This window comes from Proteus sp. PR00224, from assembly GCF_016238105.1.
GTDB lineage: Bacteria > Pseudomonadota > Gammaproteobacteria > Enterobacterales > Enterobacteriaceae > Proteus.
The window spans coordinates 52,096-69,888 of the sequence record NZ_JAEHQU010000010.1; the positions used below are offsets into that span (position 1 = coordinate 52,096).

The 17,793-nt window shown below is 37.1% G+C and carries 11 protein-coding genes; 7 read left to right on the forward strand and 4 right to left on the reverse strand.

The features are described 5' to 3' along the window. Positions 1 to 10 precede the first annotated feature (10 nt). From JEP71_RS15395 to JEP71_RS15400, 3 genes are all read left to right on the forward strand, one after another. Entirely contained in the window at positions 11 to 1,990 is a 1,980-nt protein-coding gene (locus tag JEP71_RS15395) for a ligand-gated channel protein (protein WP_198620657.1), read from the forward strand. Positions 1,991 to 2,748: 758 nt separating this feature from the next. Further along, the gene (locus JEP71_RS17790) at positions 2,749 to 2,958 is read left to right on the forward strand and encodes a hypothetical protein (RefSeq protein ID WP_100157911.1); all 210 of its coding nucleotides are present in this window, start codon (positions 2,749 to 2,751) and stop codon (positions 2,956 to 2,958) included. Further along, complete coding sequence (locus JEP71_RS15400) at positions 2,948 to 4,327, forward strand: APC family permease (RefSeq protein WP_198620656.1); 1,380 nt, start codon at positions 2,948 to 2,950, stop codon at positions 4,325 to 4,327. Before JEP71_RS17790 ends, JEP71_RS15400 begins: the two co-directional genes overlap by 11 nt. A gap of 391 nt (positions 4,328 to 4,718) precedes the next feature. On the opposite strand, the gene JEP71_RS15405 is transcribed toward JEP71_RS15400, so the two are convergent. Further along, positions 4,719 to 6,368, reverse strand: a complete 1,650-nt coding sequence (locus JEP71_RS15405; protein WP_198626529.1) for an alpha-keto acid decarboxylase family protein — start codon at positions 6,366 to 6,368, stop codon at positions 4,719 to 4,721. A 148-nt stretch (positions 6,369 to 6,516) separates the two neighbouring features. On the opposite strand from JEP71_RS15405, the gene JEP71_RS15410 reads away from it, so the two are divergent. Together JEP71_RS15410 and dld are read left to right on the forward strand one after the other, a co-directional pair. After that, complete coding sequence (locus tag JEP71_RS15410) at positions 6,517 to 7,404, forward strand: LysR family transcriptional regulator (RefSeq protein WP_198626530.1); 888 nt, start codon at positions 6,517 to 6,519, stop codon at positions 7,402 to 7,404. A 233-nt stretch (positions 7,405 to 7,637) separates the two neighbouring features. Then, the gene (dld, locus tag JEP71_RS15415; RefSeq protein ID WP_198620653.1) at positions 7,638 to 9,398 is read left to right on the forward strand and encodes a D-lactate dehydrogenase; all 1,761 of its coding nucleotides are present in this window, start codon (positions 7,638 to 7,640) and stop codon (positions 9,396 to 9,398) included. A gap of 68 nt (positions 9,399 to 9,466) precedes the next feature. Here dld and sbcB read toward each other — a convergent pair whose 3' ends face one another. Continuing rightward, complete coding sequence (sbcB, locus tag JEP71_RS15420; protein ID WP_109372871.1) at positions 9,467 to 10,897, reverse strand: exodeoxyribonuclease I; 1,431 nt, start codon at positions 10,895 to 10,897, stop codon at positions 9,467 to 9,469. Between the two features lie 113 nt (positions 10,898 to 11,010). Then, positions 11,011 to 11,622, reverse strand: a complete 612-nt coding sequence (locus tag JEP71_RS15425; protein WP_198626531.1) for a LysE family translocator — start codon at positions 11,620 to 11,622, stop codon at positions 11,011 to 11,013. A 269-nt stretch (positions 11,623 to 11,891) separates the two neighbouring features. On the opposite strand from JEP71_RS15425, the gene JEP71_RS15430 reads away from it, so the two are divergent. Beyond that, positions 11,892 to 13,154, forward strand: coding sequence for an MFS transporter (locus tag JEP71_RS15430; protein WP_196533121.1), 1,263 nt, complete (start codon positions 11,892 to 11,894; stop codon positions 13,152 to 13,154). A 256-nt stretch (positions 13,155 to 13,410) separates the two neighbouring features. Continuing rightward, positions 13,411 to 13,749, forward strand: coding sequence for a PTS system regulator TmaR (tmaR, locus tag JEP71_RS15435; protein WP_036937771.1), 339 nt, complete (start codon positions 13,411 to 13,413; stop codon positions 13,747 to 13,749). A gap of 178 nt (positions 13,750 to 13,927) precedes the next feature. On the opposite strand, the gene rne is transcribed toward tmaR, so the two are convergent. Continuing rightward, positions 13,928 to 17,386: a ribonuclease E gene (gene rne / locus JEP71_RS15440; protein WP_198626532.1), complete on the reverse strand. Its 3,459-nt coding sequence runs from the start codon at positions 17,384 to 17,386 to the stop codon at positions 13,928 to 13,930. Positions 17,387 to 17,793: the final 407 nt, after the last annotated feature.

Below are 17,793 nucleotides of genomic sequence, written 5' to 3' on the forward strand. Positions count from 1 at the left end.
AGAATCGGGAATGGTAGTGTTAAATAAAAATAAAATCGCGCTTAGCGTTGTTGCTGCTATTGCATCAAGTTTTGTAATGACTGCTTCAGCAGAAAATGTAGAAAAATTGCTTGTAACAACCGCTTCTGGGTTTAAGCAAACCGTTGAAGATGCACCTGCATCGGTTTCTGTTGTCACTCGTGAACAATTAGAAACCAAATCTTACCGTGATGTGACTGACGCATTAAAAGATGTTCCCGGCGTATTAGTAACAGGCGGTGGAAGTAGTTCTGATATCAGTATTCGTGGTATGGATGCAAAATATACCATGATCTTAGTTGATGGTAAGCGTGTTGCGTCGCGTGAAACGCGTCCTAATAGTGATAACTCTGGTATTGAACAAGGTTGGTTACCGCCTTTACCTGCTATTGAACGTATTGAAGTTGTGCGTGGCCCAATGTCTTCTTTATATGGTTCAGATGCAATGGGTGGGGTTATCAATATTATTACCCGTAAAGCACAAAAAGAGTGGAATGTTAGCTTACGAGCAGACAGTACATTAACGGAACGCCAAAATTCAGGTAATACAGAACAAGGTAGTTTCTACGCAGCGGGCCCATTAGTTGATAATTTGCTAAGTTTAAAAGTTCAAGGACAATATTCGCATCGTAGCGAAGATAAATTTGCGAATGGTTATAATCGTCAGATTACCGCAAGCGGTGGTGGGACATTAAGCTGGACACCAGATGATAAAAATACGATTGATTTTGAATTTAAAAAAGACAGCCAGCACCGAGATGCACGTTGGGAATATTCAGCCTCTGAACGTTCTCGTAAATCTAAGAGCAGTGATTTCAGTAAATATGAGCTAACGCAATATGCCCTGACTCATGATGGTGTTTATGACTTTGGTACGATGAATACTTATGTTCAGCGTGATGAAAATAATAACCCAAGTCGTAAAATGGAATACAACGATACAACAGTTCGTAATCAAACAGTATTTATGTTAGATGCGCATACGTTAAGTGTTGGTGCTCAGTACCGTTTTGAAGAATTAAAAGATAACAACAACCGTTTAGACAACGGTAATAAATTAGATCGTTATAGTTGGGCGCTATTTGCTGAAGACGAATGGGCACTAACAAATGATTTCGCTTTAACCGGTGGTTTACGTATGGATAAAGACGAAAACTACGGTACACATTGGACACCTCGTGTTTATGGTGTTTGGCATATGGCTGATGAGTGGACCTTAAAAGGGGGCGTTTCTACTGGCTATCGTTCACCAGATCTACGTCAAGCCACTAAAACATGGGGACAGGCAACAGGGGGTTCAGGTGGTAATGCCGTCATTTATGGTAATCCAGATCTGAAACCTGAAAAGTCAGTAACCGAAGAGATTGGTATTATTTGGGATAATCGTGATAACTTAACCGCAAGTGTTACTATTTATAATACTGATTTCAAAGATAAAATTACTGAACGTCGTATTTGTGATGATAAAGGCGTGTTACCTACATGTACTAAAGAGCAAGGATACGGTCACCAATATGACTTTATCAGTACGCGTGAAAACGTAGATAAAGCGAATATGCGTGGTATTGAAGTTACAGGTAACTGGACGATTTCACCTGCGTGGAACTTAGCAGCTAACTACACCTTCACTGATTCAGAGCAGAAGAGTGGTGCATTTAGTGGTAAACCACTTAATAAACAGCCTCGTCATATGGCAAATGCGACCTTAAACTGGGAAACCACGCCAGAAATGGAAACATGGGCACGTATTAATTTCCGAGGTAAAACATCAGATTATTTATCACGCACGAGTATGGCAACGGGTACGCCTTCTTATGCGTTTGTTGATATTGGTACAAGTTACAGCTTAACCAAACAACTTAATGTGATTGGTGGTGTTTATAACGTGTTTGATCGTCGCATTAATTATGAAAACTTTAATACCACATTAGAAGGTCGTCGTTACAACATTGGTTTGAACTATAACTTCTAATTTTTCACCCTCAGTTTGTGTCATTAAGACTCCACTTGTGGAGTCTTTTTTTATCATTCTTTTGGTTAAAATAAATACTGGAAAATTTAAATATTGAGGTCTATATTTAGCTCAATAAATCATCTTATCTATCGTTTTATTCTGACTATCAGAGTGTTATTTCTACTTATTACCAGTCATTTTTTTCTCAAATTATTCTCTTACTTTTTATTTATATAAAACAGGTTATTAAAAAATAGGCACTTTTTATTAAAAGTCTATTTTTGGGGATAAAAGAAGCATGAGTTAACAAAATCTTAGCATTAATCTTATTAATGTATTTTAAATGCTTTATTTTGATGGTTTGGTAATGATATTAATTTTAATCTAAAGTTTAATTCTTATTTATCAATGTATTGTGTTTTATTTCCTTTCGTTGCAGTAATGACTATTTGAAATATTTAAAACTTAAGAGTTGTGATAAAAACACAATTATTGTTAATAAAATGTGGCGTTATATGTTGACTTAGTTTGCGAATTGAAAAGATCGTAAAAAAAGGGGGCTTTTTGATGAAAATGTATTGCTATTTAAGTCTGAGACGTGCAAAATGCGCCCACTAAAAATATGACTGATGCGTTTAAAGTGCATCGGTTTTTTTTTGCATTTTTACTTATTACTACACCAAGAGGTCAGATTCATTTGAGTCTGAATAGATAACATAATTTGATTAGCAGCCAGCCCCTTAGAGAAAGGGTTGTCATGATAGAGGAATGCTAATATGGTACAATTATTCTCTTTCGCAGTCGGGCCTAACGGCACTGCGGGCAATGATGACTACGGAGCACGGCGTCTCCTAAACACATACACATCCTTAAAAACTTCATTCTATTCTGTTTATAGGCAGATGCGAAGTCTTCCCAGTAACTGTCGGTTGAGTTTATCTAATACTCAAACCGAAGTTATGGGAGGGTTCGCTAATGTCAGATAACGTCATCTCCTCTATCGGCACTAACCAAACTGGTGCTAACAATCGAGTACAATTACGTAAAACCTTGACTCTAATGCAGGTAGTCATGATGGGGCTTGCTTTTTTACAGCCTATGACTATTTTCGATACATTTGGTATCGTTTCTGGCATTACGAATGGTCACGTAGCAACCTCGTATGCGATTGCGTTGATTGCAATTTTATTTACAGCGGTCAGTTATGGAAAATTAGTTAAGCGTTTTCCTTCAGCAGGCTCTGCGTATACTTATGCTCAAAAATCCATGAGCCCTTATGTTGGCTTTATGGTGGGTTGGTCATCTTTACTTGACTATTTATTTATGCCAATGATCAATATTCTATTGGCGAAAATCTATTTACAAGCAATATTCCCAGGCGTTGAACCGTGGATCTTTGTATTTGCTTTAGTGGCTTTAATGACGTTCTTTAACCTACGTGGTATTAACGTTGTTGCTAACTTAAATACAGCGATCGTTATTGTTCAGGTTGCAGTCATGGTTGTCTTTGTTGGGCTGCTTATCCACGGTGTTTATAACGGAGAAGGTGCAGGGGAGTTATGGACCTTTAGACCGTTTGCGTCTGTTGATGCTGAAGTCATACCAATGATAACCGGAGCGACAATACTCTGCTTCTCATTCTTAGGTTTCGACGGTATCAGTACATTATCAGAAGAGACACCAAATGCAGGTAAAGTTATCCCTAAAGCGATTTTCTTAACGGCGCTGATTGGTGGACTCATCTTTATTGCGGTTTCTTATTTTTTACAATTGTATTTCCCAGATATTTCACGATTCAAAAATCCAGAAGAGTCACAACCTGAAATAATGCTGTATGTTGCGGGTGCTTTATTCCAGTCTATTATTTTAGTGTTCTCTTGTGTGACGGTATTAGCATCAGGTATGGCGGCTCACGCAGGTGTTGCACGTTTACTTTATGTAATGGGACGTGATGGCGTATTCCCTGAGAAGACATTTGGTTATGTACATCCAAAATGGCGTACACCTGCATTTAACGTGCTATTAGTTGGTTTCTTAGCATTAGGTGCCGTGTTCTTTGATTTAGTGACTGCAACTGCATTAATTAACTTTGGTGCGTTAGTTGCGTTTACTTTCGTGAATCTGTCTGTTATTTCACAGTTCTATATTCGTGAGCGTCGTAATAAAGGATTAATGGATCACATTAATTACCTGATATTGCCTATCATTGGTGCTGCGACAATGGGAGTCTTGTGGATAAACCTTGAACCAGGTTCTATGGAGTTAGGACTTGTTTGGGGCGCAATTGGTATTCTTTATATGGTGTGGATCACTCGTCGATTCCGTCGACCAATGCCACAAATGCCAGAAAAGTAATACTATAAAAATTGTCATAAAAATCAGTGTAGAAATGGCTTCAGTAATGAAGCCATTTTTTTTTGCCTACAATAAATTATCAGTATTAAATTAGCTGTATCAAATAGGAAATTGAACAATAAATGATAAATAGGGGGGACACATTTTCTGATAATAAGAATTACATTAAAAAATAAATAATCGTATCGTTATAAATAAAATATTAAGATATGATTGATCTAACAGAATTTAATGAAGCTGTTTTTTTCTTGGTGATTATGAAAATCGCACTCTTTCTCTTGAGAAATTTATTAAATTAATACATTTTATATCAAATGGTTATATTGATAAAAACCTAGCCTAAGCTAAGTCAGCATAAGCTAGGTTTTGTTATTTAAATCGTACTTATAACTTAAAATGAATAAAGCGAATCTTTAGACTCTTTTAATTTTTGTGCTAATTCAGAAGCTTCATATCGTTCGGTTACTATTTCTATATAAGAGGCATTTTCTGTTGATTCTGCCACTTTAAGCGCTTTATTTAATTCATCTATCGTTGTGACTTTCTCACAATGCCAATCTCTTGCGCCAAAAGCTCTAGGTAATTGATGATAATTCCATTGAGCGAGATCGTTATAATAAGCTTCAGGGTAATCACATAATAATCGTTCAATTAAATAACCATCATTATTTAAAACAAGGATGATCGGTTTTAATCCGAAGCGAACAAATTGACTAATCTCTTGTACGGTTAATTGATGTGAGCCTTCACCTGTAATTAAAATAACTCGTTTGTTAGGCGCTGCAAGTGCAGCACCAAATGATGCTGGTGTAGCCCAACCAATAGAACCCCATAATGTTTGGTTATGGAATTGTGCACCTGCTGGTAATAGGGCAAAACCTAATCCCATTGATGATGTCCCTGTCTCTGCAATAATAATATCATTAGGTTTAAAGAATTTTTCTAAATGAGGATATAGATATTGAGCAGTAATTTTACCATTATCAGATAACACAGCTTCGCCTAATCCTTTGGCTTTTATCTGATGATAACTTCTTTTCGGTAATCGTTGAGTCAGTGCAGAGAGTACGTCCTCCATATAAATCGATGTGTAGATAATGGAATCAATCTCAACATATTCGGGCATGATGTTGATAAATTGTTTTGGTTTAATATTGGCAGTGAAACTTCCTGTATTGAAGTCGGTCATCATTGCACCAATTCCTAATACGTACTCACTATTTTCTACAAATTCTCTGACTTCAGGTGTCATTAATTTGCCATCATACATACCAACATATTGGGGATGAGATTCACTCAAAATACTTTTATCCATAAACATAGTGGCATAAGGTAAGCCCGTTTTATCGATAAAAGCTTGGACATTATCTGATAACCCTAAACGTGCGGATAAAATACCTGGTAATACGCAGATATTATTGCTGTGTATAAGCTTTTCAATAATGAGTGATACCACTTTTTCTAGTATTTCTTTATCACTCACTGGTTTTTTCGGGGAGGTAACAGGTGAATGTTCTATCACTTGCATAGTGGCATTATCAGAAGGTAGGCCAATATAAACTGGGCGACGTTCTTTTAATGCAGTAGCAATTAAACGTTCCATTTCTGTAATGCAATTTTCAGGTGTTAATATTGCGTGAGCACAAGCAAGGCGTTGGCCTAATTGATAAAAAATATCAAAATCACCATTACCTAATGTGTGATGAACAAGGCGCTTACTTTTTTGTACACCACTTGCTGGCATACCAACTAAATGGAAAATAGGTAGGTTTTCTGCATAAGATCCAGCAATAGCATTAATTGCACTTAACTCACCAACACCAAATGTTGTCGATAATGCTGCCATACCTTTAATTCGGGCATAACCATCAGCAGCGTAAGCTGCATTTAATTCATTGCAGTTACCAATCCAGCGCATATGATTGCTATTACAAATAGTATCTTCTATGGGAAACGCATAATCACCCGCAACACCAAAAACATCACTTATTCCTAAGTCATATAAGCGGGTTAACATATACTCAACGACAGTCTTACTCATATCATCTCCAAAAAAACCGAATAATAGTCTGTGAAAGTAGAGGAATGCTTTTACATTATGCTTAATGTTTTATCGTGGATATTATCTGATATGAAATGGTTTATTATCATTGAGGGTATAACTAAATGTAATAAGGTAAGCATTGCTAATGGATATTCGCACATTGCGCTATTTTGTTGAGGTTGTTCAATTAAATGGTTTTAGCCGAGCCGCTGATGCGCTATTTATCACTCAACCTGCAATTAGTCGTAGTATTAAAAAATTAGAAGATGAATTGGGTGTTACTTTATTAGTGAGAGAAATTGATGGCGTTAGATTAACAGATGATGGTGCAATATTGTTTGAACATGCAAAACAAATACTTGCACAATTTAATAATATAAATAAAGCATTACAGGACAAGTCTGGGCCATTAACAGGGACATTAAATGTTGGATTACCTCCTGTAATAGCTTCGACGTATTTTGCTGATATTATTATGGAATTTAGCTCTCGCCATCCTCTGGTTGAACTAAAAATATTTGAATTGGGTACTAAGCAAATGGCTGATGCCATGAGAGAAGGCAGAGTTGAAACTGCTGCCGTCGTATTGCCTTTTAATGAAGATATTTTTGAATTAACACCTTTTTCAGAAGATCACTTAATGCTATTAATGTCACCATCTCATTCTTTAGCTATAAAAAAGGAAATTCATTTCAAAGAGTTGATTAATGAACCTTTTATCTTCTTTTCTGAAGATTTTCGTATTAATGATTTAATTTATAGTGCTTGTGGTATTTACAATACAGTGCCTATTATTGCGGGACGTAGTAATCATTTAGATTTAATTATTGCCATGGTGAAAGCTGGTGTAGGAGTAACACTTTTACCCAAGAGTATGTGTAATAAAAATCCTATTGATGATTTGGTTGTTCTTCCTGTAGTGGAACCTACATTGTCATATCAAATAGCACTAGCAAATAATAAAAATGGCTATAAAAGCCGAAGTTGCCAAGCATGGGATCAGTTAGCAAGAGAAAAGCTAACAATAGAATAAAATATTAAAATAATACTTATTTATATTCTATTTAAGAAATAAATATCGCAATTATCTTATAAATAATAAAAGTGATTATAAATCAATAAATGTTATTTTTTAAGAAATGCGGATAGCAGTATAAAAGCAGTTATATAAATGATAAGTTTATATTTTGCACATAGCCTTATGAGTAATAATAAAAATGGGCAAATAAAAGATTAATCAGACAAGACAGGAATAGGATAGGGAAAATGAATGAGAGTAATAGTTCTGTAAATCAACATTTTATTCGCAAACTTGAAGGTATCGTTGGTAAAAAACAAGTATTAACACAAGCACATAAAACAGAACGTTATCGCAAAGGTTTTCGTTCAGGGCAAGGTAAGGCGTTGGCTGTTGTATTTCCCGCTAATCTATTAGAACAGTGGCGAGTTTTTAAAACCTGTGTCGAAGCCGATAAAATTATTATTATGCAAGCGGCGAATACTGGATTAACAGAGGGCTCAACGCCTAATGGTGATGATTATGATAGAGATATCGTGATTATTAGTACATTACGCCAAGATAAAATACAGGTTCTTTCAGAGCATAATCAAGTTATTGCTTTTCCTGGTAGTACGTTATGGCATTTAGAAAAAGTATTAAAGCCATTAGGGCGAGAACCTCATTCTGTTATTGGATCTTCTTGTATTGGTGCGTCGGTGATAGGGGGAATTTGTAATAACTCGGGCGGTGCTTTAGTTCGCCGCGGGCCTGCTTATACCGAATTATCGCTTTATGCTCGCGTTAATGAAAAAGGTGAAGCTGAATTAGTTAACCATTTAGGTATTGATTTAGGTGAAACACCAGAAGAAATATTAACTAATTTAGATAATCGTCATTATCACGAAAAACAGATACAAACGACAGAAAAACTAGCCTCTGATCATGAATATCATGAGCGTATACGTGATGTCGATGCTAATACACCTTCTCGTTTTAACAATGATGAACGGCGTTTATATGAAGCAGCAGGGAGTGCAGGAAAATTATCGGTATTTGCTGTGAGATTAGATACTTTCCCAGCAGATCATCGCACTCAGGTTTTTTATATTGGTACTAATAATCCGGACGAACTTGAAGATATTCGTCGTCATATTTTAAGCCATTTTAAAAAGTTGCCTGTTGCTGGGGAATATATGCATAGAAGCTATTATAAAATGGCTGAAGTGTATGGAAAAGACACATTTTTGGTGATTGATAAATTAGGTACAGATAAAATGCCAATATTATTTGCCGTAAAAGGGCGAGTAGATGCGGTATTAAATAAAGTGCCTTTCTTACCTAAAAACATGGTGGACAGAACCATGCAGTTTATGAGCAAACTATGGCCAGCTCATTTACCAGAGCGTATGACTGATTTTCGTGACAAATATGAACATCATCTTATGTTAAGAATGGCAGATGATGGAATTGAAGAAGCCGCAACTTATTTAAAAGAATACTTTAAGCTAGCATCAGGCGATTATTTTGAATGTACTGAAGAAGAGGGAAATAAAGCCTTTTTGCATCGTTTTGCTGCCGCAGGTGCTGCTGTGCGTTATCATGCCGTTCATGTTAATGATGTAGAAGATGTGTTGCCATTAGATATTGCATTGCGCCGTAATGACAAAGATTGGTTTGAAAAGCTACCACCTGAAATAGAGAGTAAATTACTTTATAAACTCTATTGTGGGCATTTTATGTGTCACGTTATGCATCAAGATTATATTATTAAAAAAGGTGTTGATGCTAAAGCATTAAAAGCAGAAATGCTGGCGCTATTAGATCAGCGTGGAGCTGAATATCCCGCAGAGCATAACGTGGGTCATATGTATTATGCTAAACCTCAATTAAAAGCATTCTATAAGCATAACGATCCAACCAATAGCATGAACCCAGGTATTGGTAAAACCTCAAAACTAAAATATTGGGGAGAAGAGTGTGGCTGTGGACATGCTCATAATGATGCTAATACAGAGAATAAAAAATAATTGTTGTAGATTGTGTTTATTAAATTAAAGAATAAAGGCAGGATAAAACCTGCCTTTTATTTTATCAATTAGCTCGCAATCTCTTGAGCATATAAATAAAGCTCTTGTAGCTGTTTTAATTTTTCCTCGTTATCGGCATGTTCTTCAGCTAATAACTGAATAGTATTAATATATTCGGTTAGTTTTTCTGGCGTTAACATCTCTTTTCTATGCGCCAACCAACGTTGTTGTTCGTCATAATTAAGCGTTGAAGGATAATTTCTTGCACGATAACGGAAAAACAGAGGTTCCATTCTCGCATCTTCAAATGTTAAGTCTAAAGCGGGTAAATTCTGTGGTTGCGTTGAGCGAATAATCTCCATCGCACTACGATCATTTTCACTGAAAAAACCATTATAAATTTGTGAATCAACATTATCAGAGACAACAAAAGGTGTTTGTTGTGCAAATATTTCCACGACTTTATTGCGTATTTCAGGATGAGAAAACAATAGTGCTTGGTTTTTTAAACAAGTATCAACATCTAAACCAATTCTATCTGCATCTTGCTGTCTTAATGTATTTTGCGGTGCCACAATGGGGCATTTATTAATATGCAGTAATTTAATTGGAACTGGTGGCTCATCGACTGATAATTCACTACGTGGTGTATATAAACGTTCACGCAATTGGTCTGAATCGAGTGTTAATAAAGGCGATATATCTGCGGCTAAGTCGCAAACAATAACTGCATTGCGATTATCAGGATGCCACGCTAATGGTGCAACAAGGCTTAAATTAGAACGTGCGGCACCAAACATACCTGAAACATGCACAATCGGTGTCATTGCTGGAATATCAATTAGCGCCTGTACTTTGCGTTTATCGCGTAAATTAAAGAAATAATCAAACATGCGCGGTTGAGCTTGTTTTAATTTTTTTGCCATCGCAATGGTGGCATAAACATCAGACATCGCATCATGCGCATTCTCATGAGAAATACCATTTGCTTTGGTTAATAACTCCAAACGGAAGCTTGGAAAACCGTCTTCATTTTCAGGCCAAACAATACCTTCAGGGCGCAGTGCATAACAGGCACGTAAAACATCAAGTAAATCCCAACGTGAATTTCCTTTTTGCCAACTATAAGCATAAGGATCATAAAAATTACGATAAAGGATATTTCGTGTGACTTCATCATCAAATCGAAGGTTGTTATAGCCCATAATACAACTATTAGGTTGGCTAAAAGCTTGATGAATTTGACGAGTAAATTCGGCTTCAATCACCCCATTTTTTGCCGCAACTTGTGGCGTTATTCCTGTGATCATCACTGCTTCTGGGTGAGGCAGATAATCATCATTAGGCTTGCAATAAATAACGAGAGGATCTTCAATAATATTGAAATCCATATCGGTTCTTACACCCGCAAATTGCGCAGGGCGATCAAGTGCTGGGTGCGTGCCAAAGGTTTCGTAGTCATGAACGTAAAATGTGGGCGTTTTCGCTGAATTAGACAAGGTTTCCTACCGTAAAGTTATTGATGATTTTTTTTAAATCATTACTCAATGAGTTGTATTGGGTTTAATTAAGACCATGGTAAACCATAATGCGGTAAACGTGAAATGTCAGATCAAAGCGTGCTTATGTAGTGTTTAATATAAGGTGTTGCTGTGAGAATAAGTAGGAGCGTACCCCCGCTAATATTGATTACTTTTTTCATAGTAACAATATTGATTTTTTGTGATGACAATAAAATAAAACTACAGCAAGCAATTAGCCAGATACTCATCATGAAAATATGAATAGAAGATAAAGCAAGATAATTACCTAGTGTTGGCGTCGCACCAGCATAACTAGAAACAACCACAAGATATAACATAATTGCTTTAGGATTAAGCACATTAGCAATATAAGCTGTTTTGATAGAGACTTTTTGATGAATAATTGTGGTGTTTTTGGAGGCTTTTAATCCAGAACGTATCAAAGAAATTCCAAGATAAATTAAATACAAGTTACCAAGAATAGTTAATACCATAAAAGTAGAAGGGGACGAAACTAATAATTTTGTTATTCCTAATCCGACCAAAAGCCCGTGAGTAATAATGCCTAATGCGGTGCCTATAATCGTGATCAATAACCCTTTTATGCCATAGGTTAAGGTGTTATCTAAAGCAATTGTAAAACTTGCACCCGGTGAGATAATTATCGGCAGTAACGTAATAATAAAACCAAGTATATCCATAGTATTGTCTTAGATAGTTTTAAGCGAATTATGGAGGACACTGTTATTTTAACAAAGGAGATTAAAGAAAAGGGATTATATGATGCCTTTTCGTGCGTTTTACTGTCAGTAATGGCAATAAAAGATAAAGGTAGATCTAGAGCACATAATTCAAGTTGTTAACGTTAACTTATGTGCCTTATGTCACATTAAAGCGATATAATTGTTTGTGAACTTAAAAGTTAACGTTAACATTTAAGGGTGAAATGACTTTATAAGGCGCTCAACCAATGAACAAAGACTCAAAAAAATACTATGCGATCTTAAGTGCGCTGTTGTTTTTCTTCTTTTTTACCTGGTCTTCATCCTTTTCATTAGTTTCTATTTGGTTAAATCAGTATGTAGGATTAAAAGCGACAGATACTGGATTGATATTCTCTGCAATTTCTCTGATTGCGTTATGTGCTCAACCTCTATATGGCTTTATTCAAGATAAATTAGGACTAAGAAAGAATTTATTATTAGTGATTGCAGTATTACTTATTCTTTCTGGACCATTTTTTCTAGGTTTCGCATCAATACTTCGCTGGAATATTTTTGTTGGCTCCATTTTGGGAGGTTTATATGTAGGTATGACATTTAATGCGGGGATTGGTGTATTAGAGTCATATACAGAGCGTGTTAGTCGTATTCGTGGTTTTGAATACGGTAGGGCGAGAATGTGGGGATCGCTAGGTTGGGCATCTGCAACATTTATTGCAGGACACAATATAAACATCGATCCTAATTATAATTTTGTGATGGCTTCTATTTCTGGTGTTGTGTTCTTAATTCTTTTAACACTTTTAAAAACAGATAAATCAGACGCATTTAATCAATTAGAGCATGGGAAAACATCGGCTATTACCATAAAAGACGCACTGAATTTACTTTCATTGCCTCGTTTTTGGGCGCTTATTTTATTTGTTATTGGTACCTGTGTTTATGGAGTTTATGACCAACAGTTTCCCGTCTTTTTCTCATCGCAATTTGCAACCTTACAGCAGGGTAATGAGATGTACGGATATCTGAATTCATTGCAGGTATTCTTAGAAGCTGGTGGTATGTTTGTCGCACCTTTTCTGGTCAATAGAATAGGTGCTAAAAACGGCTTATTACTGGCAAGCAGTGTTATGGCGGCACGTATTATTGGCTCAGGACTAGTCGAAGGTCCAGTCTTGATCTCTTGTATGAAATTATTACATGCTGTTGAGTTACCTATTTTATTAATTTCAATTTTTAAATATAACAGTCAACACTTTGACAAACGTTTATCTTCAACACTCTATTTAGTCGGTTTTCAATGTGTTAGCTCTATTGTTGCTACATTATTATCTCCATTAGCGGGTTATGGTTATGATCATTATGGTTTTGCACCAACCTATATGGTGATGGGATGTATTGTGATAGGGACAACACTTTTCTCAGCAGTGTTTTTACGTTCAGACGCGAAAGCATTACTGCCACTTGATGGCTTACAACATGAAGATCAAAATAAAGCACAGCCTATTTAATCGCTGATTAATTTATCCTTTGTAGTATCGATTTGGGCTACCAGTAAAAATGTGTAGCCATTTTTTTATCATTAATTAAGTGAACATTTACGGGTTAAAGAATGTTGACTATATTTATTAATGTATATCATCCTAATTAATTGTTAATTAAGCAAAATCAATTAAATTTGTAAACTTTGCTTGTTTATTGACACGATTAAGCGATAATCTTAAACAGAACTATTTATCTTAAATATCAATTGTAAAGGTGTAGGAAATGGATAACGCAAACAAGCCGTCTTTCCAAAACGTACTGGAGTTTGTGCGTATGTATCGTCGTAAAAACAAAATCCGTCGTGAGATCACTGACAATGAGAAAAAGATCCGTGATAACCAAAAACGTGTTCTTTTGTTAGACAACTTAAGTGAATACATTAAACCGGGTATGTCGATTGAAGATGTATTGGGTATTATTGCTAATATGCGTAGTGACTATGACGATCGTGTTGACGATTACATTATTAAAAATGCCGATCTGTCTAAAGAGCGCCGTGAATTATCTAAGCAGTTAAAAGCGATGGGTGAAATTAAAAATCTTCCTGATCTAAAAGACTGATTGTTTTACTAAGAATAAGAAATCGAAGGCCTCTGAATTGAATATTCAGGGGCTTTTTTATGTTGGCTTAATAAATACTCAGTTAATTTGCTAATAGTTACCCAAAAAAAAGAACCCACTAAAAAGTGGGCTCTTAATTTAGAAGTATTATCAAGATATTCTTAATAACACCTTATTATCAGTTTTGACTTTCAGCTTTAGTCATTTCTGAAGAAGCGTGATTAGTAGAACAATGTCCACCCGCACCTGTGCGGCCTTTCTTATCAAAAGCTGGACGTGTTTCCCATGCTTTGATTTCAATTGCCACAGGTGTTTCATCAGCGGCTGGCGCTTTTGTCATTGGTGAGCTTGCATGTAGTTGGCGTGCAACTGCAACAGGCTCTTGACGAATAACGACTTCAGTTGGTTTGCTTTCTGTTACCGTTTCAATTTCCACCGCAGAGATTGCGCTTTCTTTTGGCTGGTCTTCAATAACCGTTTCAATAACAGCTTCAACAACGGTTTCAGTCGTAATTTCTTTGTGTTGTTCAACAGTTTCTTCTGTAGCTACTATTACTGCTTCAACAGGCTGAGGCTCAGGCGTTGATATTTCACTCTCTACTGGTGCAACTGTATCTTGTGCAACTTCTTCTGGTGCGATGTTTGTTTCAGCCTGTTGTGAAGTTTCATGCATATAAGCTTCAGTGGTATTTAATACCGCTGAAATGTTCTCTTTACGAGTAACATGCTCTTCTGTATTCACTTCATTAATGACATCACTGATAACGTTGTTTTCAATAATGTCGTTAGTTTCAACAGGCACAGCCTGTGGCTCTACTGCAATAATTTCAGCAACAGCCTCTGTGGTTGATTCAGTACTAACCGTGACAGAATAAGTTGATTCAGTCGATCTTACCTGTGCAATATCAGCAACAATGGTTTCTGAAACCTCTGGTGCGATAGCGACCATTTGTGGATCTTGATGAGTAATAATGTGGTTTTCAACAGAAACGTCATTGTTGTTTTCAGCATTATTCTCAATAAATGGTGCATCACTTATTGGTGTGATTGGATAGCGAATGAAAACTTTACCTGAAGCAAGTTCAGGAGAAGCCACCGCCATTGCCAGAGGCATTGGTGATACTGTTAAGGTACGCTCATCACGATAGCGACGACGACGTTGACCACTTACACGTAAATGACGAGGTGAACGGCGAGAACGACGTGGCATAACATTATCTTGCCCGTTATTATCTTCGTTTTTATTGTCATCTTGTGATTTAGTTGCATCAGGTAATGCTTTTACAGCTTGTGCTTCATTCGCTTCAACTTTCGCAACAGCGACTGCTTTAGGTGCTGATTTTTCTGTTGGCGCAACTTTAGTTTGTGTTGTTGCAACAGGAGGCTCAGAAACGGCTTTTTCAGTCACAACGGGTACAACAGCCAATGCATTATCATTGTCAGTTACGCGTACAGATTGTGCTAATTGACGACGATTGCGGCGTTGCATAGCAGGGCGACGAGGTTCTTCTTTCTTCTCATCAGCACTATCTTTTGCAACGGTATCATTTTCAGCAAGAGCCGCTTGTGCTTTAGCCGCTTCTTGTTGCTGTTGACGTTTTTCTTCTTGACGACGACGCTGTTCCGCACGTTGTTCACGACGCTGTTGGCGACGAGCTTCGCGTTCTGCAATCTCTTGCTCACTACTAACTTCAGTTGTTGGCGTTGTTTGTGGTTTTTGATTGCGATTTTTGCGATTGTCTTCGCTATTTGCGTTATCACGATTACGATCGTTATCACGGTCACGGCGATTATTGTTGTTACGTCGATTATTGTTATTACGACGATCACGACGATTGTCGTTATTCTCTTTCTTATTTTCCTGTGGTTTTTCTGGTGTTACCACAGGCTTTGGTTCACTACTAAATAAGTTAGAGAAGAATTTTGCGATAGAGGCAAAGAAACCTGTACCTTGAGCTTGTTCTGATTTAACAGGTTTAGCTTGAGGCTGAGGTGCTTTTTTGCTTTTCGTCGCTTCAATCGGCTCTTCTTCTTGCAATCCAAAGGCTGAAATAGCGGGTTGTTCAGGCGCTTTACGCTCTGTAACAACATCGTCCTCAGCTTCATTTAGCTGGCTCTCATGGAATTGCGCTAAGTTGTAGCTCAGAGAGGTAATTTCTTCGCCTTTACGCACACGAATAACAGAGAAATGAGGCGTTTGCATTTGGTCATTAGGAACAATAACCACTTTGACATTAGATTGACGTAATTCAATGTCAGTCACTGCTTTACGTTTTTCATTAAGCAAATAAGAGGCGATTTGAACAGGTACAATCGCATGTACTTCATGTGTGTTTTCTTTAAGTGCTTCTTCTTCGATAAGACGTAACACAGAAAGTGACAGTGATTCGTTATCACGAATAGTACCTGTACCTAAGCAACGCGGACAAACGTGATGGCTAGATTCACCTAATGAAGGGCTTAAACGTTGACGAGACATCTCTAATAAACCAAAGCGAGAGATGCGTCCAATTTGAATGCGAGCACGATCTTGGCGAACAGCTTCGCGCATTCTGTTTTCAACTTCACGCTGATGGCGCACAGGCGTCATATCGATAAAGTCGATAACAATTAAACCACCTAAGTCGCGTAAACGTAATTGGCGTGCGATTTCGTCAGCCGCTTCTAAGTTAGTATTGAACGCAGTTTCTTCGATATCACCGCCACGGGTTGAGCGTGAAGAGTTGATATCAATCGCTGTTAATGCTTCAGTTGTATCAATAACTAAAGCGCCACCAGAAGGAAGGCGAACTTCACGCTGAAAAGCAGATTCAATCTGTGATTCAATCTGGTAATGGCTAAATAGAGGTACTGCACCTGTATAATGGCGAATTTTGCTAGCAAAATCACCACGACCAATCGCTTCAATATGGCTACGCGCCATTTCAACGACTTTTGCGTTATCAATTAAAATTTCGCCAATATCAGGACGTAAGTAGTCGCGGAATGCGCGAACAATTACGTTACTTTCCTGATGAATTAAGAATGGCGCAGGGCGATTCTCAGCCGCTTTCTTAATAGCATCCCAGTGTCTTAGACGATAGCTTAAGTCTTGTTGTAGTGCTTCGGCAGATTTACCAACACCTGCTGTACGTACAATCAGACCCATACCATCTGGGATTTCAAGGCTTGATAAAGCTTCTTTGAGTTCAGTACGGTCTTCACCTTCAATACGGCGAGAAATACCACCTGCACGAGGATTATTTGGCATTAATACCAAATAACTTCCTGCAAGGCTGATAAAAGTGGTTAATGCTGCACCTTTATTACCACGCTCTTCTTTATCAACTTGAACAATAACTTCCTGGCCTTCTTTTAAGACATCTTTGATGTTAGGACGACCATGGGAGTGATAATTACTAGGAAAGTATTCGCGGGCTATTTCTTTGATAGGAAGGAAACCGTGGCGTTCCGCACCATAATCAACAAAAGCGGCTTCTAAGCTGGGTTCAATTCTAGTGATTTTACCTTTATAGATATTCGCTTTTTTCTGTTCATGACCGGGGCTTTCGATATCCAGATCGTACAAGCGTTGCCCATCGACAAGGGCAACACGCAACTCTTCCTGCTGAGTTGCGTTAATTAACATTCTTTTCATATTGTGACTTACTCGTTATTTTCACGTTTTATAATGTGCCACTAACATACGTAATTACACTATTGATAACCGATGACCTCGTGTCTTTTACAAATGCGTCAACCTCACGGTTGTCGATTGTATAGAGGTGCAATATGTCGGTGAGTCTGATTTTTAGTTCAAAAATTCAGCACTCTTTAATTGAACACGATGTTTCAACTCAATAAGCGATGTATTTATGGCATACTAAATTGTTTGATTTTCGACTATGTCTTACGCCATTGCTGCATTTTGAAAATCAAACAAACAAAATTTTCATAAATATACCTGATAAACATAATCAGGAGAGTCTGCATTATTCCATTGGTGTTAGGGTTATAGCAAGATGACTTTTCTGCTTTGGTGACTTTTTCTGTATAAATATGAGA